The sequence below is a fragment of the Microcoleus sp. AT9b-C3 genome, from assembly GCF_036705485.1.
Lineage (GTDB): Bacteria > Cyanobacteriota > Cyanobacteriia > Cyanobacteriales > Microcoleaceae > Microcoleus.
The window spans coordinates 21,632-44,986 of sequence record NZ_JAUBUR010000004.1 but is presented as its reverse complement, the minus strand read 5'-3'; the positions used below and the strand labels follow the sequence as shown (position 1 = coordinate 44,986).

Sequence of the window (23,355 nt, the reverse complement as noted above, 5' to 3'; positions counted from 1 at the left end):
AAGGCAGCGACAAGTCGCTTTTAGATTTTAGAGGCATTCGGTTCAATGGGATACAAGGGTCGATCGACTCTGGCAAAAAAAAATAAAGCGGGACTTAGGCAGAAACCAGGTTTTTCACCAACATACTCCGTGCAGCGCTCTGGGTAGGGGTTAAACAACCCGGTTTTTGAGGGTAAGAGCGCCCAATTCCCATCTCAATTGGAAACAGTGTCAAATCCTCGGAATCCTCTCTCACTACTTTTACTGCCCAAAAATTTATATGCGCTGGATTATTTGCGGAGTAAAATACTCAGCAAGTGCTTTGCTGCTTTGCCAAATACCGGATCGCGGGACTCGAATTCGCTGGGATCGAGTAAAGCTTGAACTTCGGCAAAAGCTTGTGAGTCTAAGGTTCCTTCTTTAGTAAATAAAGTGTCTATGACTGCAATGTGTCTGGAGTCGAGGCCGAGCCGATTCGCGATCGACTGTAAGTACATTTGCTCGCGCATATCGATGTGTCCGTCGGCCGCTGACATTTCGTAGCCGGAACCGATAAGCAACAGTTTTTCAGATTCTGAGAACAAAGCTGTCAGGGTTAGCAATTCTGTGGGGTTGAAGTAAACCTGCTGTTTGGAGACTCCTTTGACAAGGCGCTGAATTAGTTCTACCCGATCGGGGTCGCCGCTGGCAAAGGCTTTGAGAGTCTTTTGCAGCCGTTCTTCTTCTTCAACTGCGATCGTCCTGTCAATAATCATCACTCCGCGCAGGATGGAAATCAGAGCAGTCAGAAACACTACCAAAGGAGTGATATCTTGTTCGCGCAGCTTTTGCCGGCTAATGCGGCACAACAGCTCAACAATTTCAGTGGTAATCGTAGTGGTGTCCATAATTAAAGACTTTCGATTAAGCTGTAATGTAACTTTCTTTATCGATCTTAAGTTTTTCTGTTACTTAGGTATGACGTGAATTGTAAAGCTGAGCCGTTGTCTATTAGTGATACTACTTATTTTATTCACAAACGCTGGATGACTAGGGCTGTCGAATTGGCACAAGCAGCCGGTGATGCTGGTGAAGTACCCGTTGGTGCTGCCATTGTTGACGCTACTGGCAAATTGATTGCCGAAGCGCAAAATCGGCGAGAGCGAGATTGCGATCCGACTGCTCACGCTGAAATCTTGGCTTTGCGGGCGGCCGGCCAAGTTTTGCAAGACTGGCATCTTAACCAATGCACGCTCTACGTAACGCTGGAGCCTTGCCCGATGTGTGCTGGTGCGATCGTCCAAGCTCGGATTGGCCTGCTGGTATACGGAGCAGATGACCCGAAAACGGGCACGATTCGGACTGCGGCTAATATTCCAGATAGCGCCTATTCGTGTCACCGCTTAGAGGTGCTGGGCGGTATTATGGAGTCTGTTTGCCGCGATCAGTTGCTTTCTTGGTTTGAAGCGCGCCGGAAAATTTAACTGGTAAAATTTTTTACTTTCTTGGGGGCGAGGTTTAATCGAAATTGACCTTCATCATCCAGGATACAAGCCGCCGTATTCATCCGTCCAGAAATAAAAAACCTGTATCTGATAAAGGAGCCCCCGAATTTATCCGTGGGGGTCAATGCTTCAATTCTAAAATCTAAAATCTAAAATCTAAAATCTAAAATGGATTGACCCTTTAGCTGAAATAATAGATCCGTAATTGCCCGATCGAGATTTCCTGGCGGCCGACTACTCTGTATTAGTGCTGTCCGGTTGGCTGAGGTTTTACCTGTTAGAGATTATCTCTTGCGGGCGCGATCGCTCGATCGGTACAAGGCCAATAGCAAAAGTGTCCCGATCCAAAAACTAAAGATTTGTCCAACAACTTACTTTAGACTTTAGATTTCGAGAAAGCAGCTTAATTGCTATGCCCCACACCGCCACGATCGCCGTTGAGTCCAGTAAATCATCTCTAGTGAAGCCAATGCCTGCCAAGGTAGCATCTAATACCTCTCGCGTTTCTCCTTGGTTAACCTCCTTGCTCTATCCGCTAGGTCACTATGTTGTCCTACCGTTTCATTTTGGCAAGATTGAGATAACCGGACAGGAGCACTTGCCGAAAGACGGGCCTGTCATTTTAGCCCCTACGCACCGCTCCCGGTGGGATGCCCTGATGATGCCCTATTCAACGGGACAGAAGGTGACTGGACGCGATTTGCGGTTTATGGTAACTGCTGATGAGGTCAAAGGAGTTCAAGGTTGGTTCATCAGACATTTGGGGGGGTTTGCTGTGGATCTCAAGCATCCGGCAATTGGCAGTCTCCGTTATGGGGTGGAACTACTCCTCGACAGGGAAATGTTGGTGATTTTTCCCGAAGGCGGCATTTTTCAGGATGGCGAAGTTCATCCGATTAAGCCGGGATTGGCGCGTTTGGCAATGCAAGCAGAGTTGAGCAAACCGGGTTTGGGGGTGAAAATTGTACCGATGAGTATCCGCTATCGCCCGCGCATTCCTCAATGGGGTGCTCAGGTAAAAATTGCGATCGGTACTCCGATTTCCGTGGCGGATTATGCCAATGGTGGCGGTGGTAAAAAAGAAGCACGATTGTTGACAGCCGAGCTCGAAATGGCTATTAAAAAGCTTGATGAAAGTTAAGAAGAAGGAAGAAGGAAGAAGGAAGAGGGAAGAAGGAAGAGGGAAGAAGGAAGAAGGAATTATGATATAATGTTTTCGGGTGCTGTGGAGAGATGCAGCACTTATTTGGCTGCTTTGTTATGTCTGTATTAAGTGTGAGCATTAATGGGTTGTGCTTTGAACTTTAAGCCTGGTCAAATTGTCAGTTTAGAATGTGGAGATGGGTGCCTGCATTCCGAGGTAATTCAAGTGGTTGAGGCACGTCAAGTTTGTTGGGTGCGCCCTTTGATGTTAGTTGTATCGGTGTCGGGGAAAGATTCACCCACAGAATACACTTTATCGGATTTGCGAGATGGTGCTGATTTGCTTTGGCCGCTGAGCTTGTTTCGGGCGGCTTTAGATACTGAGGTAATTTCACTGTTGACCGAGTTGCACTCTCTGGATGCTGAAAAAAAGGATGGTACGATCGCATCTCGGCAACTTAGAGATTTTGTCGCTCGAGTTTGGGAAGCTTTTCCGAGTGCTTTTCATTAATCACATATCTGGCGTTTTGTCTATTAGTCCGCCAGGGGTTGAAAACCCCTGTCTAATAGCTAAAGTCCTCTTGCATAGGACTGATACCCTGTTAATTCTTCAGTCCGCGTAGGCGGACTTCGTTTGTCTAGAAGCGATTTCAATCGCCCCATTTTCTTTTCCTTTTTCGCGGACTCTTATACTAAAATACAGCGTGTGAAAGCTCTTCGGGGTTGAGATTGTTATGAATAACTTTACCGTCGCGGAACCAGACAACGCGGCGAGTTTGACGCGCCACTTCCGGTTCGTGCGTTACCATAACTACAGTCATGCCGCTTTCGTTGAATTCGGTAAAAATATCCATTACTTCTTGAGTAGTTTTTGTATCCAATGCACCAGTCGGTTCGTCAGCCAGCAACAACACAGGACGGTTAACAATAGCCCTGGCGATGGCTACCCGCTGCTGCTGTCCTCCTGATAGTTGATTCGGTCTGTTTTGCAGCCGACTTTCCAGGCCTACTTTGGTTAAAGCCTCTACTCCCCGTTCGCGTCTTTCTGCTGCGGGAATGCCGGCATAAACCATCGGTAACATGACATTTTCTAAGGCTGTCAATTGAGGCAACAGGTGAAATTGTTGGAAGACAAAACCTAATTTTAAATTGCGAATTCCGGCTAATTCTTCTTCGGGCATTTGGGCGACATCTACGCCGTCTAAGTAGTAACTGCCGGTCGTAGGTCGATCGAGACAGCCGATAATATTCATAGCTGTAGATTTGCCGGAACCCGATGCGCCCATAATCGAGCAATATTCTCCTTCTCTTACGGTCAAGCTGACGCCGTTTAAGGCGCGAACTTCCAAGTCGTCCACCCCGTAAACTTTTGTTACCTCTTCCAGACCGACAACCACGGGTTTTGAGAGGACTTGCGGGTCGAGGTTTTGGTATGTATCGGTTTGTAGTTCAGGCATTTTTTTTCTGTGCGATCGACACAACTAACTACTAACTTAACACTTCTTATCGGTTTTGGCGGCGGTCAGGGCGATCGTTTGGAGGCTAATTTCAGTATCAGGCGTCATTGCAAATGCACCGGAGTGGAGTGAACCAATCCCGAAGAATGGAGATTGCTTCGCGACTTTAAACAAGTCGGACAAGTTGTAATTATGGGAATTACACAAGGGTGGTGAGAAACCTGGTTTTTTGACGAAAATCATTCGCTACAGCGCGCATAAACCATAAAAAACCAGGTTTCTGTGGTCTTTATGCGTAAGCCCTAAATTAAACAAATTGTCGCTTAAATGCTCTCAGGATCGATGTTCAATTCGCGCAGTTTTGCTGCCAAACGTTCTGCCCTTTGAGCTTCTTGTTCTGCCCTTTGAGCTTCTTGTTCGGCACGCTGGCGGTTTAATTCCCCCTGTTCCTCCAATTCCGAATATGAAAGAAACCTTTGTCCATCGGGTCGATATATTTCTAACCCAGCTTCGCCCAACTCAAATCGCACTCCCAATCTCGGACTTACCCAACCCTCCATCGGCTCAATTAATTCTAAGTTTCTTTCAATTCTTTGCCAACCGCTCAAATCGTTGTTTTCGGGATCGTAAAGGTAATATTCATCGACTCCATAGCGATTGTAAAATGAAAGTTTTTTGTACATCTTGGTTTGTCTGTCGTTGTGAGATCGAATCTCAAACGCAACTTGGGGAGCAATATTATCTTCGTTAAATTGCAGGTAGGAACGTCGATCGCCCTTTGGTCTGCCAAATATTACCATGACATCCGGTGCTTGAGAAATGTCTGGTCTACCTTTAACTGGATACCACAGTAAATCGGCTGCTACAAACACGTTTGGGTCGTTTTTAAACAGCGATTCGCAACCTTCTTTGATTTTGACAATTAATTTGTATTGAATTGTGCTATCTGCCATTGGTTGGCCGTCGCTGCATGGATAAATAATTTGTTCGGTCGTGACTTGCATAGTGGTTGTCTCCGAAAATAGTCTGACTTGCAGGTTAAAGCGATCGACAATTAGCTTTTTCCTTCTCGGCGGCGGCCTCAAAAAAAATTACATTTTTTTATGTTTTTTGCTGCTCGCTTGTGCTATAATCTAATAATGGGAGTGTGACTATTTTTAAATAAAAATAGTCACACTCCCATTATTAAATAATACCATATCAAGCGCAAGAACTAAAGCGATAGCCCCGAAAAAAAAAGGCGAATTTTTTGAGCTACCATTAAGAAAAGTAAAGCGAAAAATTGGCAAGTTGGCGATAAGAAGGTACAGACAATTATGACATACGACTACGACTTGTTTGTGATAGGTGCGGGTTCCGGCGGATTGGCGAGTTCCAAGCGAGCAGCATCCTACGGTGCAAAAGTGGCGATCGCCGAAAATGACTTAGTAGGCGGAACCTGCGTAATTCGCGGCTGTGTCCCCAAAAAACTCATGGTGTACGCCTCAACATTTTCGCACCTTTATGAAGATGCGGTGGGCTACGGTTGGAGTCCAGTCGAAAGCAGCTTTGATTGGGAAAAACTTGTCACCACCGTAGACGCAGAAGTGCGGCGGCTGAGCAAACTGCACATCAGCTTCCTCGAAAAAGCCGGAGTCGAATTAATCTCAGGATACGCCAAATTTATTGATCCCCATACCGTCGAAGTTGGTGACAAAAAATTTACCGCAGCCAAAATCTTAATTGCAGTCGGCGGAGAAGCGCAAAGAGTCCCAATTGTCGGCATCGAACACGCGATTACCTCTCGCGAAATATTCCTCCTAAAAGAGCAGCCAAAACGGTTGGCAATTTGGGGCGGCGGCTACATCGGCGTCGAATTTGCTTGCATTATGAACGGATTGGGAAGCCAAGTAACTCAAATCATCCGCCGCGACTTAATTTTGAACGAATTTGACACAGAAATTCGCACCAACGTGCAAGAAGGAATGATTAAGCACGGAATAAACATTTTGACAGAAAGCTCGATCAACCACATTGAGAAAACCCCAGAAGGCTTAAAATTAACTCTGTCGGGAAAATCCGAAGAAACGTTAATAGTAGACGCGCTGTTGTGCGCTACCGGGCGTCAGCCTAATTTAGAAAAATTGGGTTTAGAAAATGCGGGAGTAGAAACAGATAAAGGTGCGATCGCAGTTACCAAAGACAGCCGCACCAGTCAGCCGCACATTTTTGCAGTGGGAGATTGCACCAACCGCATCAATTTAACGCCAATTGCGATCGCCGAAGGACGCGCTTTTGCAGATACTGAGTTTGGCAACAATCCGAGAGCAATCACTCACGAAAATGTCCCGTCAGCGGTATTTTCCCAGCCTGAAGCTGCTACAGTCGGCTTAAACGAAGTGCAGGCTAGAGCAAAGTTTCCCGACTCAATTAAGTGCTACACAGCCAAGTTTCGACCGATGTTTCACGCTTTGACAGGTGCAGACGAGAAAACTTTTGTCAAGTTAATTGTTGAGACTAATACTGACAGAGTTTTGGGCGTGCACATGGTGGGGAAAGACGCGGGCGAGATTATTCAAGGAATGGCGATCGCTGTTAATATGGGAGCTACGAAGAAAGACTTCGACGCGACTATTGGCATTCACCCATCGACTGCTGAAGAGTTTGTAACTCTGCGGTAAAGCGGGGGAAGCAGCCAGGGGTTTAAACCCCTGGCTAATAGCTAAAGTCGGTTAAAACCGACTCAAGAAAACTATTTTGAAGAACAGGCAGGATGCCTCTTCCACACAAAAATTTAATTTTCTGGTTGTGGGGTGTCCCGCCCGCCCAAAAATACAATTTAGATACAAAACAGCTTATCAATGAGTGATTCAACCAAACACAACAAAATTTTAACATTCTATCTCGGTCAGCAGCCTGATGCACAAGGTCGGGCGATCGAGGATATGTGGTCGTGGGATTACCAGAAGCTGGAATCCGTGCACAATTACATTCAATGGCTGTTTCCGCTGAGAGAAAAGAGCCGATTTAATTCCACTGCTCCGACTTTAAATGACGAGGTGATTCAAGCTTTTAGAACAACTGAAGATTTGAGAAGTCGCTTAGTTAAATCTCTAAAAGTCATGCTGGCGTTTTATGGGTTGGAATGCCGCGAAGGGGAAAACGCAGAAATAGTAATTGCCAAATCAGACGAATATTTGTCAAGAAAAAGAGAGTGGATTGAACCCTTTAATCACAATTACCTGCGGCTGACTAGGATTCTCACAAGCTTGACAAATTTGGGATTGAAGAATTATGCTTTGGCTCTTTTCAGATGTTTGGATGAAATATATAATGAAAATAAAGAAAGTATTGGTTTAAAAACTTATACATATTGGAAAAATGCTGTAAATAGTTAAATCGGTACAAGCCAATCAGCGGGACAGTAACCGAACGCTACGAACCCAATAAATAATGGATAAAGCAATTACAGAAAATCACGCTCAGTCGGGCCGAGAAATTTATCAAAGGATTTCCAACAACATTCAAAAAGTGGTGAAAGGGCAATCAGCAGCAATCAGGAAATTGCTGTCAGCCTTTGTGAGTGGCGGGCACGTCCTCCTAGAAGATTATCCCGGTACAGGTAAAACTACCCTAGCTAAAGCCCTAGCCTTATCTGTCGATGTCAGCTTTAAACGCATTCAATTTACACCTGACCTTTTGCCATCCGATATCTTGGGCATATCCATGCTCGACCCCAATCAACGCACGTTCCATTTCCACGAAGGCCCAATTTTTGCTAATATTATCTTGGCTGACGAAATCAATCGGTCATCACCGCGAACCCAATCCGCACTCCTAGAAGCAATGGCAGAATTTCAAGTCAGCATTGACGGAAATTTGCACAAACTTAAAGACCCATTTTTTGTCATTGCTACTCAAAATCCAGTTGAATCTCGTGGCACTTATCCACTTCCTGAAGCCCAAATGGATCGCTTTGCAGTTCAATTTAGTCTAGGATACATTTCACCAGAAGAAGAAGTTAACCTGCTCGGAGACCAAATTCACCAACATCCTATTGATACACTTCAAACCTGCGTTAATTTAGAGGATTTAATTAGCTTAAAACAGCAGGTAAAGCAAATTAGAATTAGTGAAGAATTGAAACGTTACCTCGTAGATATCGTGAATGCAACTCGCTCAGCCGAAGGCGTACAACTAGGGGCGAGTCCCAGAGCTTCCCTAGCTTTAATGAAAGTTGCTCAAGCATTAGCTTTATTCGATGGCTATGAGTTTGTTACGCCAGAACATATTCAAGAACAGGCGGTATCAGTCATCGCTCATCGCCTAGTAATGGAACCTCAAGCGCGTTTTTCTGGTAGAATGGCCCCAGGTGTTGTTGAAGAAATTATCAAATCTATTCCTGTACCCGCCTAAAAAATGAAACGTGTTTTCTACGCTATCTTTCGCTTCGGTGCGCGCGTAAATCGATCGCGAAATAAGCGATTGACCAACAATGGGTTAGCAGTGCTTAGCTGCACGCTTTTAGCGGGAATTTTAGGATTAGATACTAATCAGACTGTGACTTATCAAATCTTTACTTTCCTGTTGTCAATTATAGGAATAGCCATAATTTTCAGTAGATTTTTTCGCTTCCGCTTCAACGCAGTACGGTTCTTGCCAAAGTTTGCAACTGTTGGAGTCACTTTAAAATACCGTATTCTCATTCATAACAAAACTACCCAGACTCAAAACACTCTGAAAATGGGGGAAAATTTTGCCGACACCTGGCCAAGTTTTCAAGAATTTACAGAAACACCTGAACCAGGTGAAGAACAGCGCAATTCATTGGATAAATACTTGGGCTATTATCGTTGGCTGTGGCTGAGTTATAGAAAACAATGCGCCACAGCTAAAGCCATAGAATTGCCTCCTCTTCCACCCAATAGCAAAACAGAAGTGGTATGTGAAATTACGCCGTCCTACAGAGGTGTTATCCGCCTCAGCGGTCTAACAGTTACTAGGTCAGATCCTTTTGGGATTTGGAATGCTTGTAAAACAATTTCCTTGCCCCAATCTATGTTAATTTTACCCAAACTATATCATTTACCACCAATTCAGCTTCCTGGTTCAAGAAGATATCAATCAGGTGGCGTAACATTAGCTTCATCCGTAGGAGATTCCGAGGAATTTAGGTCTCTGCGGGATTATCGACCGGGAGATGCGCTACGCCAAATTCACTGGAAAAGTTGGGCAAAAACAGGTAAGCCAATTGTCAAAGAAGAACAGGATGAATTTTTCGTGAGGCACGCCTTAATTTTGGATACATTTCAAAGTGTAAAATATAGTGAAATTTTAGAAGAGGCAATTTCAATTGCTGCTTCATTATCCTATGAAGTTCAGACTCAAGAATCATTATTGGATTTGATGTTCGTCGTTCAAGAAGCTTATTGTTTTACCTTTGGCAGAGGGCTAAACTCTACTGAAAAAGTGCTAGAAATTCTCGCCTCCGTCGGTGCCTGTCAGGATAAAGCTTTTGAGTCGCTCACCTCAGTTTTGATGGAAAAAATCTCTCTGCTAAGCGGTTGTATTTGTATATTTTTATGTTGGGATGAACCTAGAAAAAAATTAGTAAATTATCTGAGAAGTCGCGGGATCCATACATTAGTTTTAATTTTAACAGAGCGAGAACCTCAATTAGATAGCTTAAATTTAGAGTTGATTAAAGATGACTTAACAAGCTGCCATATTTTAAAGCTAGGTCAAATACAAGAGGAGTTAATGAAATTATGAAAATGCCAGTGTTTCTTTTGGGTGTTAGTGTAATTTTTTGGGGCTGGCAGACGGGACTATGGTTTTTTGCTTTGCCAATTGCTCTGATTTTAGAGGCAGCTAACTGGTTGCCTTATCGGTGGGATTTTTCAGCTAGTGATTTTAGGCGCATTGCTAATTTCTGCCTGATTTTTGTGTGCTGTTTGCTGGTTTATCTCCTGGTCGCCAACCGCTCTATTTACTTGATATATAATTTGTTGCAGTGGCTTCCTGGTGTATTTTTTCCACTGGTAGCTGCTCAGGTATATTCTGTCAAGGAAAGTTTGGATATACGCCTACTGTTTTTGTGGCTAAACAAAGTCACAAAAAAAGCACCGTTTAACCCCTTGATGGTGAATCTAAATTATCCATATTTTATCTGTTGTCTGCTATCCGCTAGTGCGACGAACAGTAGAGAGAGCTCTTTTTATGCTGGGATATTTGCCTTAACCGCTATTGCTTTGTGGTCTGTGAGACCGAAAAATGTTTCATTTATTCTCTGGCTTAGTCTGATGTTAATGGCTGGCAGTATAGGATTTATAGGACAGATGGGCCTGCACCAACTTCACCTAGCAGTAGAACAGCAAGCAATCTCATGGCTTAGTCAGGGGAACTCTCAAGAAACAGATTTTTTGAAAAAACAAACGAATATCGGGTCAGTGGGATTATTAAAACAGTCAAATGAAATTATTTTTAGAGTTGCTCCTGAAGCTAAACAGACTCCTCCCCGACTGCTAAGAGAAGCCACTTATAATCGCTACAACTCTTCACTTTGGCTCGCCTTAAATCCTAACTTTGTTCCCGTACAACCAAAGATTAATGGCACAACTTGGGATTTAGGCGACCAACTACCGAATCCATCAACGATTACTATTTCGGCTACACTCCAAGGCAACCAAGGTTTATTAAAGCTGCCAGATGGAACTTTTAAAATTGACGAATTGCCTGTCAGTCAGATGGAAAAGAATAAATATGGGACAATAAAAGTGGTGGGAAAAGTTGATAGGCTGGCTTATCGAAGCTACTTTAATAATAATTTTTCTGTAGATAGCCCGCCTACAGAAGACGACCTGCAAATACCCAAATCAGAAATGGCGGCACTGAATAAAATCCTTAGTCAAATGGATACTCAAGGAAAGTCGCCACCAGAAATATTAGATAGAATAGAGTGGTTTTTCCTAAAAAATTTCGTTTATTCACTGAAGCTTAGGGGCACAGATAATGATGCTACGCCTCTATCAACATTTTTACTGCACACTCGCTCTGGACATTGTGAATATTTTGCTACTGCTGCGACACTTCTCCTGAGAAAACTCGGTATTCCAGCCCGTTATGCTGTTGGATATTCTGTTCACGAATTTAGTTCTTTGGAGAACCAATATATTGTAAGAAGTCGCCATGCTCATGCTTGGACTTTGGCTTATATCGCAGGAAAATGGCAAGCTTTTGATCCTACGCCTTCTGATTGGGAAAGCATGGAGGATGCTGCGGCTCCCCGATGGGCATTTTTCTCTGATTTATGGTCGCTATTGAGCTACAAAATTGTGCTATGGTTGCGATATTTATCAGGTAGCAATGGATTGAAGTATGGGGGACTCATCCTGCTGGCAGCATTAATATTTTTTTGGAGTCGTAATTCTAATTTCAAGAAAGCTGTACGCCTTTTATCTAAGAAACAAAGATGGCTAAAAGCTATTTATAACAAAGATTCGTTGAGTCCGAAATCGGAATTTTATTTAATCGAACAGGCGTTAAATGAGTCTGGATTGATTCGCTCTCCTTCCGAGTCTTTAAAAAATTGGATCGAGAGGTTGAAAAAAGAAAAACCGGAATTATCTTGTCTCGAAGAGTTAGCATTGTTGATTGAGATTCATTATTGCGATCGCTTCGATCCAAAAGGAATTCAAGACGCACAAAAAGCTGAATTTAAATTGGCAATGCAATCCTGGATCGATCAATATCGCAGGCAAGCGATCGCCTCAAAGTCTCAGGTTAATAAAAGCGGTAAGTCTACTATAGCTTTTCTCAGGTAGATGATGTAGAGATTTAGATTTTAAATTGGGGGGTTGAGGACTTTTTAATTGATTCGTAAATTCCCCAATTATTCAATTATTCAATCTCAACTTGTACCTCCCTTAATTGAGAACCGCTATATATAGCTTTTCTAAATCACTTGTACAAGACCGTCGGTTATTAGACAACTCACAATTGCTTTATGCCTACTTAAGAGAACAGCCTTATCAGGGTACTTATACAATTAATCTACGCTCCGACCAAGGCATTGGTGGAACAGCAAGAGTGGAAACTAGCTCATAATCCACTGGTGTGTACGCGGTAGCCTTAAAAAGGGGGATGAAAGAGAAGATTCTTGTCCCCCCGCAACGATTCGGGGAGCGCCGGGGCGATCGGGTCTTAATCGCTAGACAGAAGAGTTGCACTACATTTGAGGTTAAGTTGACACCAATGGGCGTTGTCATGTCCCTACCCGCTGAGCAAATTTTTACTGGTTTTACTTGTTACTAGCCCACATTCCGCAGGTGCGATCGCCCGATAGAGTATTTTTAAAAGATGAGCAATAGTCAGCAGAAGCCATAGTAGTCAAAGGCTCACCGTAATGGGTGAGACAGGGCGAAGGGCTGAACTTCAAAGAGCAGGGAGGAGCAGCAAAGCTCGACAGGGCGATGAACCCGACCGGGGGAGCTTAAATTTGTCGGCGCTTAATTGCCAAGCCAGCCCTGGACATCAATTCTTGGCAATTGAACCGTCTAAACCTCTTTGAGGAAACGCCCCATGCGGACCCGCATGTGGGGTGTTGTGGAAGCTGGAGGGGAAAACCCTCCGACGACCCGATTATGCGGCGATAGCACTCATACTCAATCAAAGGAACATAACACTTTACTTGAGAATGAGCGGTGTTAAAACAGGAGCCATTAACATTTCAAACTCCAGATTGGTCGCACTGACCACATTTTCTACAATCTTGCCCTCTCGTAGCCGCATAACATGAGTTTCAATAAACGTGATATCCCGATTTGTAGCGCGAACACCAAAAAACTCTTTAGCGTGTTTCTGCACGGATCGAAACCGAACGACCACTCGATCGCCTGCTGCAAACATATCTTCAATCAACATCTCGAAGCCAGGAATGGGAGGAAAGGCATCGAAAAAGGAACTAAACACTTGCTTGTAAGCTTCACGTCCTTCGATAGGACCATCTGGCTTTAACCCGGTGATAGCCTGTACATTTTCATCCAGCACATCCGTCGCTACGGTCATATCACCTTTGCCCAAAAACTGCTCAATAAAGATACGGGCGATCGCCAAGTTTTGTTCTTCAGTGGGAGTCATTAACCTTAATTCCTTGCTGTCGTTGATTTGTCTTTTCGACTCAATGATTTACCAGGGGAGTGCCACTGCCCCGCCAAACTTCCGCATCTCTGCAAAAAACTTGCCCTGTGCTCCCCCCTCTGGAAGCGTTGCTAGATAAACAGCAGTTTCAGCTCCCTCATTGGCTGTGAACGGCGCGTTAGAGCCACCCATATCGGTTTGCATCCAGCCAGGAGAGTAAGCATTGACCAAAATATTGGTGCCTTGAAGTTCCTTTGCCCAAAGGACTGTCAGAGCATTCAGCGCAGATTTGGAAAGGCGATAGGACGGAGCCAGGGGATAGTAATCGCTGCCCATAGACGTAAGGGAAGCCATTTCAGTAGACACATTGACAATCCGCCCATAATTTTGCGCTTTCATCAAGGGCACTAACGCCTGAGTGATTCGAGCTACGGCTAAAACGTTGGTTGTCAAGGTTGCCAACATGGTTTCTATTTGAGCCGTGAGTAGGCTAGATTCTTCGGGTTGCATCGTGGGGTTGACACCCGCATTATTAACCAGAATATCGACTCTGCCGTAGGTCTGCTGCACCCAGGTTGTAAACTGCTGCACGCTGACATCGCTTGTAACATCTAAAGGATGAAAATTCACTTGAATATTTTCTTGGAATAGCCGTTGTTGAGCCGCAAGACCATCTTGCTCCTGACGACTGGTCAGCACAACCCCAACATTCTCTTGCTGTGCTAGCTGACGAGCGATCGCATATCCCAACCCTTTATGGCTACCCGTGATTGCGGCAATTTTCTGCGTCATGCTCATGAATTTTTTCTGAATTAATTGGCTGCACCATTACAGTAACAACCCCTAAACTATTTAAAAAGACAATATTCTAGATGATTAGTATCAATGAAATCGATAAATCTTGCAGCGATTGACTTAAACCTGTTGGTTGCCTTTGAAGCCCTTTTAGAGCAGCACAGCGTGACAAAAGCTGCCGAGCAACTTCAGATTGGTCAACCTGCTATGAGTGCAGCACTCAGTCGTTTACGGATTTTGTTTGAAGACGAATTGTTTGTGCGCTTGGGGCGACAGATGCAGCCGACGCTCAAAGCCCAAGCGATCGCCCCAGGTATTCTGGCAGCATTGCAACAGATTCGCCAAGCCGTTACCGCCAGCCAAACCTTTGAACCATCGGTTAGTCATCGCACCTTTACGATTGGTAGTTCGGACTACACCAGCTTTGTCTTGATGCCGCCGTTACTGAAGTTTAGTCTTCAAAAGGCTCCATCAATCACCCTTCGGATGATTGAATTTGAGAAGGACAGTGTTGGAGACTTACTAGAACAGGGAGAAATCGATGTAGCATTGGGTGTTTTTCCCGATCCACCCCGACAAACGCAATGGGAACCTATTTTTGAAGAACGATTTGTGGGAATTGCCCGTAGAGGACATCGCGCCCTCCAGCAAGGAACGATGAGTTTAGAAGCCTTTACCCAGTTTCCTCACGCCCTCACAACGCTACGTCGAGATACGACAGGTGCTATCGACAAGGTGTTGAACGAGCAAAACTTAGAGCGTCGGGTTGCATTCACAACACCGCATATGATGGTTTTGCCGTTTGCGATCGCATCAAGTGATTTAGTTGCGGCAATTCCCCGACGCATTGCGCTGCATTTAGCAGATGTCTGCAATTTGACAGTTTTTGAACTGCCAGCCACAACAAAACCCTGGATGGTTTCCATGCTGTGGAGTACCTTAAGCGATCGAGATGAAGCCAATCTTTGGTTGCGCAGCTCAATCAAAGCAATTTCTCAAAAGATCGAGACAAGTTAAGCCAAAATTGATCGATCGATAGAACTCGCAATAATTAATTGAATGCTTTTTTAAGCTCGGACACCAACAGATAAAGTTCAGGTTGCGCTGCCACTAGGATTAAGCCGCATAACGACCCCGTTCACCTGCCGCTAGTAACCCACTTTCTGCACCCTCCACTGTCACGATCGGTTTTTGCGTAATTTTGTGAACCCAAATGGTCACTTTTTGTACACACAACTGGGAAATTGGACTTGCGATCGCCAGTTCAATTTCGCCCAACTCCGAAAATTCGTAGTGTGACTGTTCAGGGTGCGGAATGTGGGTACTAGGCGCTTAGCGAAAGTAACTCTTCTGGGGCGAGTCAGAGCGTCCATTTTCTCAACCAAGGCTGGGATTCTGGATTTGGGTTCCCACGCTTTACACCTCCGAACCAGTTAATTACAGGAAAAATCAGGACACGGCAGTGCCGTTTCCCTACCTGCAGCCTCGTCAAAAAAAAATTTTAAATACTTTGAACCTTTTTTTCGATCGTCCTGTCTAAACACTTCAGATAACGAACTGGTGGGGGAGACTTCACAGGTGTTAGCTGTGCCAGCCAATGTTTTAATCGATGACTGTTCCGACTCGGACTTAGTTGCTGAGTGTTTAAAGGGCGATCGCACTTGCTTTCGCTACCTTTACCAACGCTACCAACACAAAGTCAGGTCAACCCTTTACCAACTCTGCGGCCCGTCACTTCTTGACGATTTAGCACAAGAAGTATTCCTGCGAGTGTGGAAAGGATTGCCCAAACTCAAGCACCAGGAAAACTTTTCTACTTGGCTTTATCGAATCACTTGGAATGTGGCTTCCGACCAAAGACAAGCATTTGCTAAACAGCATTCTTTTGACTCCCAGCTCAAAAATCAAGAAGTAATGGATGGGGTTATTCTCAAAGATAACACCTCGGACTTGATGCAGTTGCACTATCAAGATTTAGTGCAGCGGGGACTGGAGCAATTGAGCTTTGAACACCGCAGCGTTTTGGTGCTGCACGACTTAGAAGACATCCCGCAAAAAGAAGTAGCCCAAATTTTGGGACTGCCTGCAGGAACCGTCAAATCTCGCGTGTTTTATGCCCGAAATGCTGTGCGCCAATTTTTGCAAAAAGAAGGTGTCAGCGAGCTATGAATAACCCAAGCAGCGACCAAGAGTTAGTTAATTTCTTGAAGCAACATCGCCCCAATATTCCTGAAGCTGCACCAGATTTAGAGCTAAAAATACTAGCAGCAATCGAAAGTAATCAGGCGAGTGTTTTCCATGAAAACCACCGCCAAAAAACGCGAGCCAGGGCCTCAGCTAAGTCTGATTACAGGTTAAAAATATCCTCTGTTTCTAAGTGGGCTTTATCGTCTGCGATTGCTGCTACCCTGCTAGTTTTTTGGTCGAGCTACCGTGCGTTTGAGACTGCACAATTGCCAGATAAAGAAACAGCTCAGTTAGAAGCATTTTTAGTTACTAACTGGGAGGGCGTACTGCATGATTCTCCCCAAGAAAATATGACCGATCGCTCACAAACAGACTGGTTGACTTTCAGCGTGGGTTCTGACAGGGAACCGCCAACAAATAAGTAATATCAAAGAGGCAATTTTCATGTCAATTCGTCGTATTTCTGCCCTAGCCGTTTTAATGCTGACTCTCGGCAGCACAGCCGCAGCAATAGCAGTTCCCAATCCCATAGAACCGGAAACAATTGCCCAAAACCAGCGTCCCAATCGACCAGGTGGCAGGGAAGGTGGGATGTTCGAGAAACTTAATTTAAGCGCAGACCAAAAGCAGCAAATGCAGGCAGTTCGCGATCGGTACAAAGACCAAGTTTCCCAGCGGATGCAAGCAGTCCGCCAAGCCAGACAAGAATTGGACACGATGATGTCCGGCACGGCAAATGCCAGCGAAATCCGTGAAAAACACCGTCAAATAATGGGATTGAGACAGCAGTTTGAAGAGGTGCAATTTGAAATTACACTCGCAATGCGAGAAGTGCTCACTGCCGAACAGCGCAGCCAATTAGCTCAAATGATGCAGCAGCGCCGGCAAAATGCTAAAAACCGGATGCAAAACGGTCAAAAACCGCAGTAATTGACGAGTAGTTTTGAGTGAATCGCAGGGTGCTTACGCACTCTGCGATTTATTAGTTCAAGTTCCCAGATTGGAAGCATCTCAATGAAAGCAGCTAAGCTAGAAAGTGGAGTTTTGAGGCAGGAGGCAGAAGGAAAGAGGAAGAAGAAAGGAGCCATAAGAAGTGTTTTTACAAATATGAGATTATCCCCCCAGATTCATGGAGTAAATCTAAAATCTAAAATCTAAAATCTAAAACCTCAATCAAATCTAATGACCCCTCTAGCTGGGGCGCCAACGTTAGCTTTCATGGTGGTTGCGTCGCTTAATGTAAAGGTGTGGGTTGAGATTTTCCCCTCCAGCATGATATCATCAGGCTGGTCTATTTGGTTTGTTAATTTAGATTGGCTTTTAATATAGAATTTACTAAATGAACTGCCGAAAAGGCAGAAACTACAGAGGTGAGAGAAAGAGCAAATTAGAAATTTATTGATATGAGTACAATTTTCTCTTAAACCGGAGCGATTCAAATGAGATTGTTAAAACCTTGGCGTTTAGTTTTATTAAGTCTAGTTTTTGGGATGGCTGTAATTTTATCAAATTGCGGCACGCCCTCAAACACGGTTAGCAATAATTCTCCAACTCGGACAACTCCTGCTGCGGTTCCGGGCGGGGCTTTGGTTTACGGTGCGGGGGGGCAGCCGATCAATCTGGAACCGGGAAATATTACTGATGGCAATTCGGTGATTGTTATTGACCAAATTTACAATCGCTTGACTGATTTCAAACCGGGGACTGTGGAACTTGAGCCGAGTCTGGCTACTGAATGGTCAAGTTCTAAAGATGGTAAAAGTTGGACTTTTAAGTTGCGTGCCGGGGTCAAGTTTCACGACGGCACGGATTTTGACGCGGAAGCTGTTAAGTTTAATGTAGAGCGCTGGTGGGATGCGAAAAATCCTAACGGTTATCGAGAATCTGGCAAAAGTTATCCTATTTGGAAGAATTTTTTTGGTGGTTTCAAGGGAGATAAAAATTCCCTGGTAAAAGATGTGGAAGTTGTTGATAAGTCTACGATTAAGTTTGTTTTAAATCAACCTTTTGCTGCTTTTCCCGCGGCGATTGGGTCTGCTTATTTCGGGATGGCGAGTCCGGCGGCGGTGAAAAAAGCGGGTGCTAAATACGGCACTCCGGGTTCGCTGGCGGTGGGTACGGGGCCTTTTGTGTTTCAGGAATGGCGATCGGGCGATCGCATTGTTTTGGAGAAAAATCCGAATTATTGGAAAACTGGCACGCCAAAAGTCAATCAATTGGTATTTCGCTTTGTTGACGATCCGGCGGCGAGACTGGCTCAGTTGCGAGCAGGACAACTTGATTTTACTGTGGATTTAACGCCGGATCAACTAAAAGAAGTTCAAGCAGATCCTAATTTAGAAGCTGTTGTGCGACCTTCTTTTAATGTCGGTTATTTAGGGTTAAATCCGAGTTACGAACCTTTGTCAAAACCGGAAGTCAGGCGGGCGATCGCCCAAACAATTAACAAGCCAGCAATAGTCAAAGCTTTCTGGGGAGAACTGGGAAAATACGACTCGCAATTTATCCCGCCTGCGCTGAATTGGGCGGCGTCTGATAAAGTTAAAGATTATGAATTTAACCCGCAGCAAGCTAAAGCAATGCTGGCGAAAGCCGGTTATCCGAACGGTTTTGATTTGGATTTTTGGTATATGCCCGTGGGCCGTCCCTATTTTTCCACGCCGAAGCCGATTGCTGAGGCTTTGGCGGCGGATTTGAGCGCGATCGGGATTCGGGTAAAATTGCTGACAAAGGATTGGTCTGCTTATTTAGCCGATCGCCTCAAACCTCCCGGATTTCAAGCTTTTATGATGGGTTGGATTGGAGATTACGGCGATCCAGACAATTTTTATTATCCTCACTTCGGGCCTGGTTCCACGGGCGATTTGGGAAATTGGCAAAATCCGAAAGTTCTGGAACTTTTGGATCAAGGGAGGGCCAGTGGCGATAAAGCAGCTAGGGCGAAAATTTATGCGGAAGTTAGCGAGATTTTGCATGGGGAAGCTGTACGTTTGCCGATCGTACATTCGCAGCCGCTTTTAGGGAAACGCAAGAATATTCAAGGTTGGATTCCGAGTCCTTTGGGGTCGGAGTCTTTTGAGGATGTTAGTAAGTCTTGAAAAAGGCTGATTTTCCCTGGATATAGTTGTGTAGGGGCGGGTTTTACCAACAATAATTACCTCAAACCTACACTCTCAAAAACCCGCCCTCTTCTATTCCTGGTTCCCTAACAAAGAAAGGGCGGGTTTATATAGTTTTAGTAATTCCAAGTATTTATCGTAAAAACCGCCCCTACCAATCATATAATAATATGTGCAAATGCCGCAAAAATAGAGCTGATTAAATATTTCTTAAAAATATGATTCAATATATTGCTAAACGTTTGCTAGGACTATTGCCAGTCCTTTTCGGAATCACTCTGCTAGTATTTATATTTTTGCATTTGATACCTGGAGACCCAGCTACAGTGCTTTTGGGAGAACGGGGAACTCCCGAACAGGTGGAAATTTTGAAAGCGAGATTAGGTTTAAATCAGCCTTTACCTTTGCAATATTTGGCTTTTTTATGGAGTTTGCTGCGCTTCGATTTGGGAAATAGTATTATTAGTGGTATTCCGATAATTGATGAAATTACAATTCGCTGGCCTGCTACTTTTGAACTGTCTGTGGTGGCAATGTTGGTGGCACTTTTTATCGGAATTCCGGCGGGTATTCTGGCTGCTGTTCGGAAAAATAGCTGGCTGGACAATCTCGCGATGAGCGGTTCCTTAATTGGCGTGTCTTTGCCAGTATATTGGTTGGGATTGATATTGATTTATTTGTTTGCCGTTTATCTGAAATGGCTGCCTCCTAGCGGGCGGATTAGTGTAGATTTGGGTTTGGGTTTTAAGTCGATTACGGGTATTTATGTTTTGGATTCTTTGCTGAGGTGGGATTTGGTTGCTTTGCGGGATGCGATCGCCCATTTAATCCTGCCAGCTTTGACTTTAGGAACTATTCCTCTGGCTATTATAGCTCGCATCACTCGTTCTGCGATGCTGGAAGTGCTTTCTCAAGATTACATCCGCACTGCGAGGGCAAAAGGATTGCCGGAATATTGGGTGATTTTGAAACACGCTTTGAAAAATGCGTTTTTGCCGATCGTCACAACTATAGGTTTGCAGTTCGGCACTCTTTTAGGAGGCGCTATTCTGACGGAAACGATTTTCTCCTGGCCGGGAATTGGTTCTTGGATTTACACTGGTATTCTGACGCGGGATTACCCAATTGTCCAAGGAGGAGTAATTTTTGTGGCTGTGACTTTTGTACTGATTAATCTGGTGGTTGATATTTCCTATGCTTTTTTAGATCCGAGAATTCAGTACCGTTAATGAAAAGGAAATTAGACACGAAATGCTTGTTTAACATCCGGCCGCAGCAGGTAGTAAATGCTAGCCACTGCAAAACCCAGAGTTAAAAAATTGACTGCTGTACCGCCGCTGCCCAACATTTTGGCAATTTGCGCGAGGGTGGCGATGATATGGACAATTAACGTTCCCGTCCAAGCCCAATTTTTGAGTTGAAACAAGCCCCAAGTTAAAAGTAAGGAGAGGAGGCCTAAGATGAAACTAATCGCAGCAAAAATTCCAATGAAGCCGCCGATTACAGCCCCCACTTTTGCCCCGCCGAAAGCCGCACCTAGACCGCCAAAAATGCCTGCAAAAAGTAAGATGAACAAGGCATCAAGGAGGCTGAATACGCCGCTAATTAGCTGCAAAATTGCCAAAACTGTAACGCTTTGAGGACGATTCATTGTTTTGATTTTCCATTTTTAACGGATTTGCAAAATATTTTAACCTGTTGTGGACACCGGGCGGATATGTATTCAGGACTTACGCACCGCTACCCGTGAAACCGGGTTTATGAGAATAAGTGTGTCCATAGTGTGTCGTAGCGAGATTCGTACTGGCAGATCCCGGTGCGATCGCACTTCACGAGTCCGCAATGACCTAGTAATGCTCGATCGCCCCCTGCCATATCCGCCTTTGTTGCTGGTGAGAAGCGCGCTCCTAGATGCCAAAAACAATATTATCTGCTAAAATATATATTAATTGGCCAGCAGCCAGGAGCGATTTTGTTTAGAATCACCTCTTTTGGCTGAAAAAACTTAACATTTTTTAATAAGTTGCAAAGATTAGCTATAATTGTTTACAGGTGCTGGTTGGGGAACTTTTTTTAAATCACCCGATCGGATGAGTCTGAAAGACGATGCCAAGCATCAGCAAAAATTTTACCTTTAAGGTAATCCTGAGATTAAATTAGGTGAGTCGGTATGATCGTTAGCCCTAAAAAGGAAACTGCTCAGGTCAAGGTGGAAGATACTCAGACTGTAGACACCAAGGCCGCAGAGACTAAAATTGCAGATAAAAAAACCGCCCAAAAGCAGTCTCCGAAGAAACCCGCGCGCAAACCGCAGCGGTGGGCGATTGGGTTGGTGGCAGCCGGGTTGCTAGCTGTACCGACCACCATATATATAGCAAAAAGTCGATCGCAGCCGAAAGTAGATGCGATCGCCACTATGACAGTGCCGGTGGAAGCGCAAAACCTCACCGTGCGGATCACGTCCAGCGGCACCGTGCAGCCAGTACAGCGCGTGAATCTCAGCCCCAAAGGCTCCGGCCGGATCGCAGAATTATTTGTCGAACAGGGCGATAAAGTCGAAGCAGGGCAAATCGTGGCCCGCATGGAAAGCCGTGATGTAGAAGCGCAACTCGCTCAAGCTAAAGCCCGCGAAGCCAGCGCGCGAGCAAGACTGGCCAAAATCGAAGCCGGGAATCGATCGGAAGACATCGCCAGCGCCCGAGCGCGCTTAGAGCAAGCCGAGGCTAGTCTCGCGCAAGCCCAAGCCGGCAGCCGCGTGGAAGAAGTTGCAGGAGCCAGAGCTCGATTGCAGCAAACTCAAGCTGGCCTGCAGCGACTGCGAGCCGGCAGCCGCGTAGAAGAAGTCAGCCAAGCGCGAGCTCGTTTAGCCCAAGCTCAAGCTCGTTTAGCAGACGCTCAAACCGGCAGTGTCAAACAAGAAATTGCCCAAGCACAAACGCAAATTGATTCGAGTAAAGCCCAAGCCGAACTAACCGCTCAAAGGGTGGAACGCAACCGACCGCTAGTAGAAGAAGGTGCTCTGGCTAAAGATAAACTGGATGAATTAATTAAAGAAAATCGTACAGCCCAAGCTAAATTAATAGAATCTCAAAAACGCCTGCAACAACTACAAGAAAATCGGCTGTCGCAAATTCAGCAACTGCAAGCGGCTGTGCAAGTCGAGCAGCAAGCATTGAACCAATTGCAAAACGGCACGCGATCCGAAGAAATTGCCCAAGCGGAAGCAGAAGTTGCCGAAGCTAGAAGCAAATTAGCGCAGCTAGAAAACGGCAACCGTCCAGAAGAAATCGCCAAAGCCGAAGCAGCAGTGGCTGAAGCAAAAAGCCAATTGGCCGCACAAGAAAACGGTTCTCGCCCGGAAGAAATAGCTCAAGCTCAAGCTGAATTAGCCGAAGCTCAAGCTCAAGTCCGCTTTCAAGAAGTGCAGTTAGAAGATACGAAAGTTCGGGCTCCTTTTGCTGGAATTATTACCCAAAGATACGCCATCCAAGGAGCTTTTGTAACTCCCGCAACTTCGGCCTCGGAAGCTACTTCGGCAACTTCGACATCGATTGTGGCTTTAGCTAGAGATGTGGAAGTTTTGGCGAAAGTCCCGGAGGCTGATATCAGTCAAATTAAACCGGGCCAAGAAGTTGAAATAGTGGCTGATGCTTATCCAGATAAAGTGTTTAAAGGCCGCGTTAAGTTAATTGCACCTGAAGCAGTTAAGGAACGGGATGTGACGCTATTTCAAGTGCGAGTGGCCATTGATACGGGCAAAGATTCGCTGCAATCGGGGATGAATGTAGATTTGAGATTTGTTGGTGAAAAGTTGAGCAATGCTTTAGTTGTGCCGACGGTGGCAATTGTGACTAATAAAGGTCAAACGGGTGTGCTGGTTCCTGATGAGAAACAAGAGCCGAAGTTTAAGCCTGTTACTGTTGGATCGACTATTGGCAACAAAATTCAGATTTTAGAGGGTGCAGCAGCGGGCGATCGCGTTTTTACCGAACTTCCTCAAGGTAAAAAATTAGAGGATATTATCAAGAATCAAAAGTAGTCATTTGAGTGCTATCCTTTCGCTCGCAAGTCATT

General features: G+C 44.9%; 22 protein-coding genes. 16 read left to right on the top strand and 6 right to left on the bottom strand.

Going from position 1 to position 23,355, the window contains the following annotated elements:
- Window positions 1-269: 269 nt before the first annotated feature.
- A complete protein-coding gene (locus QUB77_RS05255; RefSeq protein WP_333170744.1) occupies window positions 270-866 on the bottom strand; it encodes a TerB family tellurite resistance protein in 597 nt (198 codons plus the stop codon).
- Between the two features lie 75 nt (window positions 867-941).
- Here QUB77_RS05255 and tadA point away from each other — a divergent pair, with 75 nt between their 5' ends.
- The 3 genes from tadA (at window position 942) to QUB77_RS05240 (ending at window position 3,117) form a co-directional block, all read left to right on the top strand.
- Entirely contained in the window at window positions 942-1,442 is a 501-nt protein-coding gene (tadA, locus tag QUB77_RS05250; protein WP_333170747.1) for a tRNA adenosine(34) deaminase TadA, read from the top strand.
- A gap of 433 nt (window positions 1,443-1,875) precedes the next feature.
- Window positions 1,876-2,604, top strand: coding sequence for a lysophospholipid acyltransferase family protein (locus QUB77_RS05245; RefSeq protein WP_333170749.1), 729 nt, complete (start codon window positions 1,876-1,878; stop codon window positions 2,602-2,604).
- 156 nt (window positions 2,605-2,760) lie between these two features.
- Window positions 2,761-3,117, top strand: a complete 357-nt coding sequence (locus QUB77_RS05240) for a hypothetical protein (RefSeq protein ID WP_333170752.1) — start codon at window positions 2,761-2,763, stop codon at window positions 3,115-3,117.
- A 181-nt stretch (window positions 3,118-3,298) separates the two neighbouring features.
- Here the strand turns inward: QUB77_RS05240 and QUB77_RS05235 are convergent, their stop codons facing one another.
- Both QUB77_RS05235 and QUB77_RS05230 read right to left on the bottom strand, forming a co-directional pair.
- Complete coding sequence (locus tag QUB77_RS05235) at window positions 3,299-4,063, bottom strand: ABC transporter ATP-binding protein (RefSeq protein WP_333170754.1); 765 nt, start codon at window positions 4,061-4,063, stop codon at window positions 3,299-3,301.
- A 323-nt stretch (window positions 4,064-4,386) separates the two neighbouring features.
- The gene (locus QUB77_RS05230) at window positions 4,387-5,067 is read right to left on the bottom strand and encodes a Uma2 family endonuclease (RefSeq protein WP_333170757.1); all 681 of its coding nucleotides are present in this window, start codon (window positions 5,065-5,067) and stop codon (window positions 4,387-4,389) included.
- A gap of 312 nt (window positions 5,068-5,379) precedes the next feature.
- On the opposite strand from QUB77_RS05230, the gene gor reads away from it, so the two are divergent.
- From gor to QUB77_RS05205, 5 genes are all read left to right on the top strand, one after another.
- Window positions 5,380-6,723 (top strand): glutathione-disulfide reductase, encoded by a 1,344-nt coding sequence (gene gor, locus QUB77_RS05225; RefSeq protein WP_333170759.1) that lies wholly within the window; start codon window positions 5,380-5,382, stop codon window positions 6,721-6,723.
- Window positions 6,724-6,903: 180 nt separating this feature from the next.
- Window positions 6,904-7,440, top strand: a complete 537-nt coding sequence (locus tag QUB77_RS05220; protein ID WP_333170761.1) for an opioid growth factor receptor-related protein — start codon at window positions 6,904-6,906, stop codon at window positions 7,438-7,440.
- A 55-nt stretch (window positions 7,441-7,495) separates the two neighbouring features.
- Window positions 7,496-8,458: a MoxR family ATPase gene (locus QUB77_RS05215; RefSeq protein WP_333170764.1), complete on the top strand. Its 963-nt coding sequence runs from the start codon at window positions 7,496-7,498 to the stop codon at window positions 8,456-8,458.
- A 69-nt stretch (window positions 8,459-8,527) separates the two neighbouring features.
- Entirely contained in the window at window positions 8,528-9,814 is a 1,287-nt protein-coding gene (locus QUB77_RS05210; RefSeq protein ID WP_333170766.1) for a DUF58 domain-containing protein, read from the top strand.
- A gap of 2 nt (window positions 9,815-9,816) precedes the next feature.
- Window positions 9,817-11,865 (top strand): transglutaminase domain-containing protein, encoded by a 2,049-nt coding sequence (locus QUB77_RS05205; RefSeq protein ID WP_333170768.1) that lies wholly within the window; start codon window positions 9,817-9,819, stop codon window positions 11,863-11,865.
- A gap of 862 nt (window positions 11,866-12,727) precedes the next feature.
- On the opposite strand, the gene QUB77_RS05200 is transcribed toward QUB77_RS05205, so the two are convergent.
- Both QUB77_RS05200 and QUB77_RS05195 read right to left on the bottom strand, forming a co-directional pair.
- A complete protein-coding gene (locus QUB77_RS05200; protein WP_333170770.1) occupies window positions 12,728-13,180 on the bottom strand; it encodes an ester cyclase in 453 nt (150 codons plus the stop codon).
- Window positions 13,181-13,228: 48 nt separating this feature from the next.
- The gene (locus QUB77_RS05195; RefSeq protein ID WP_333170772.1) at window positions 13,229-13,972 is read right to left on the bottom strand and encodes an SDR family oxidoreductase; all 744 of its coding nucleotides are present in this window, start codon (window positions 13,970-13,972) and stop codon (window positions 13,229-13,231) included.
- 93 nt (window positions 13,973-14,065) lie between these two features.
- Here QUB77_RS05195 and QUB77_RS05190 point away from each other — a divergent pair, with 93 nt between their 5' ends.
- The 6 genes from QUB77_RS05190 (at window position 14,066) to QUB77_RS05165 (ending at window position 20,510) form a co-directional block, all read left to right on the top strand.
- Window positions 14,066-14,992, top strand: a complete 927-nt coding sequence (locus tag QUB77_RS05190; RefSeq protein ID WP_333170774.1) for a LysR family transcriptional regulator — start codon at window positions 14,066-14,068, stop codon at window positions 14,990-14,992.
- Window positions 14,993-15,553: 561 nt separating this feature from the next.
- Window positions 15,554-16,144, top strand: a complete 591-nt coding sequence (locus QUB77_RS05185) for a sigma-70 family RNA polymerase sigma factor (RefSeq protein ID WP_333170776.1) — start codon at window positions 15,554-15,556, stop codon at window positions 16,142-16,144.
- The gene (locus QUB77_RS05180; protein WP_333170778.1) at window positions 16,141-16,587 is read left to right on the top strand and encodes a hypothetical protein; all 447 of its coding nucleotides are present in this window, start codon (window positions 16,141-16,143) and stop codon (window positions 16,585-16,587) included. The genes QUB77_RS05185 and QUB77_RS05180 overlap by 4 nt, the downstream gene beginning before the upstream one ends.
- A 19-nt stretch (window positions 16,588-16,606) precedes the next feature.
- A complete protein-coding gene (locus tag QUB77_RS05175) occupies window positions 16,607-17,092 on the top strand; it encodes a Spy/CpxP family protein refolding chaperone (protein WP_333059259.1) in 486 nt (161 codons plus the stop codon).
- 509 nt (window positions 17,093-17,601) lie between these two features.
- Window positions 17,602-19,260: an ABC transporter substrate-binding protein gene (locus tag QUB77_RS05170; RefSeq protein ID WP_333170781.1), complete on the top strand. Its 1,659-nt coding sequence runs from the start codon at window positions 17,602-17,604 to the stop codon at window positions 19,258-19,260.
- A gap of 239 nt (window positions 19,261-19,499) precedes the next feature.
- Window positions 19,500-20,510 carry an ABC transporter permease gene (locus QUB77_RS05165; RefSeq protein WP_333170784.1) on the top strand — a complete coding sequence of 337 codons (1,011 nt, stop codon included), beginning with the start codon at window positions 19,500-19,502 and terminating at the stop codon, window positions 20,508-20,510.
- 11 nt (window positions 20,511-20,521) lie between these two features.
- Here QUB77_RS05165 and QUB77_RS05160 read toward each other — a convergent pair whose 3' ends face one another.
- Entirely contained in the window at window positions 20,522-20,932 is a 411-nt protein-coding gene (locus QUB77_RS05160) for a hypothetical protein (protein WP_333170787.1), read from the bottom strand.
- A 109-nt stretch (window positions 20,933-21,041) separates the two neighbouring features.
- Here QUB77_RS05160 and QUB77_RS05155 point away from each other — a divergent pair, with 109 nt between their 5' ends.
- Window positions 21,042-21,218, top strand: a complete 177-nt coding sequence (locus tag QUB77_RS05155; protein WP_333170789.1) for a hypothetical protein — start codon at window positions 21,042-21,044, stop codon at window positions 21,216-21,218.
- 233 nt (window positions 21,219-21,451) lie between these two features.
- Window positions 21,452-23,320 carry an efflux RND transporter periplasmic adaptor subunit gene (locus QUB77_RS05150; RefSeq protein WP_333170792.1) on the top strand — a complete coding sequence of 623 codons (1,869 nt, stop codon included), beginning with the start codon at window positions 21,452-21,454 and terminating at the stop codon, window positions 23,318-23,320.
- The last annotated feature ends 35 nt before the right edge of the window (window positions 23,321-23,355 follow it).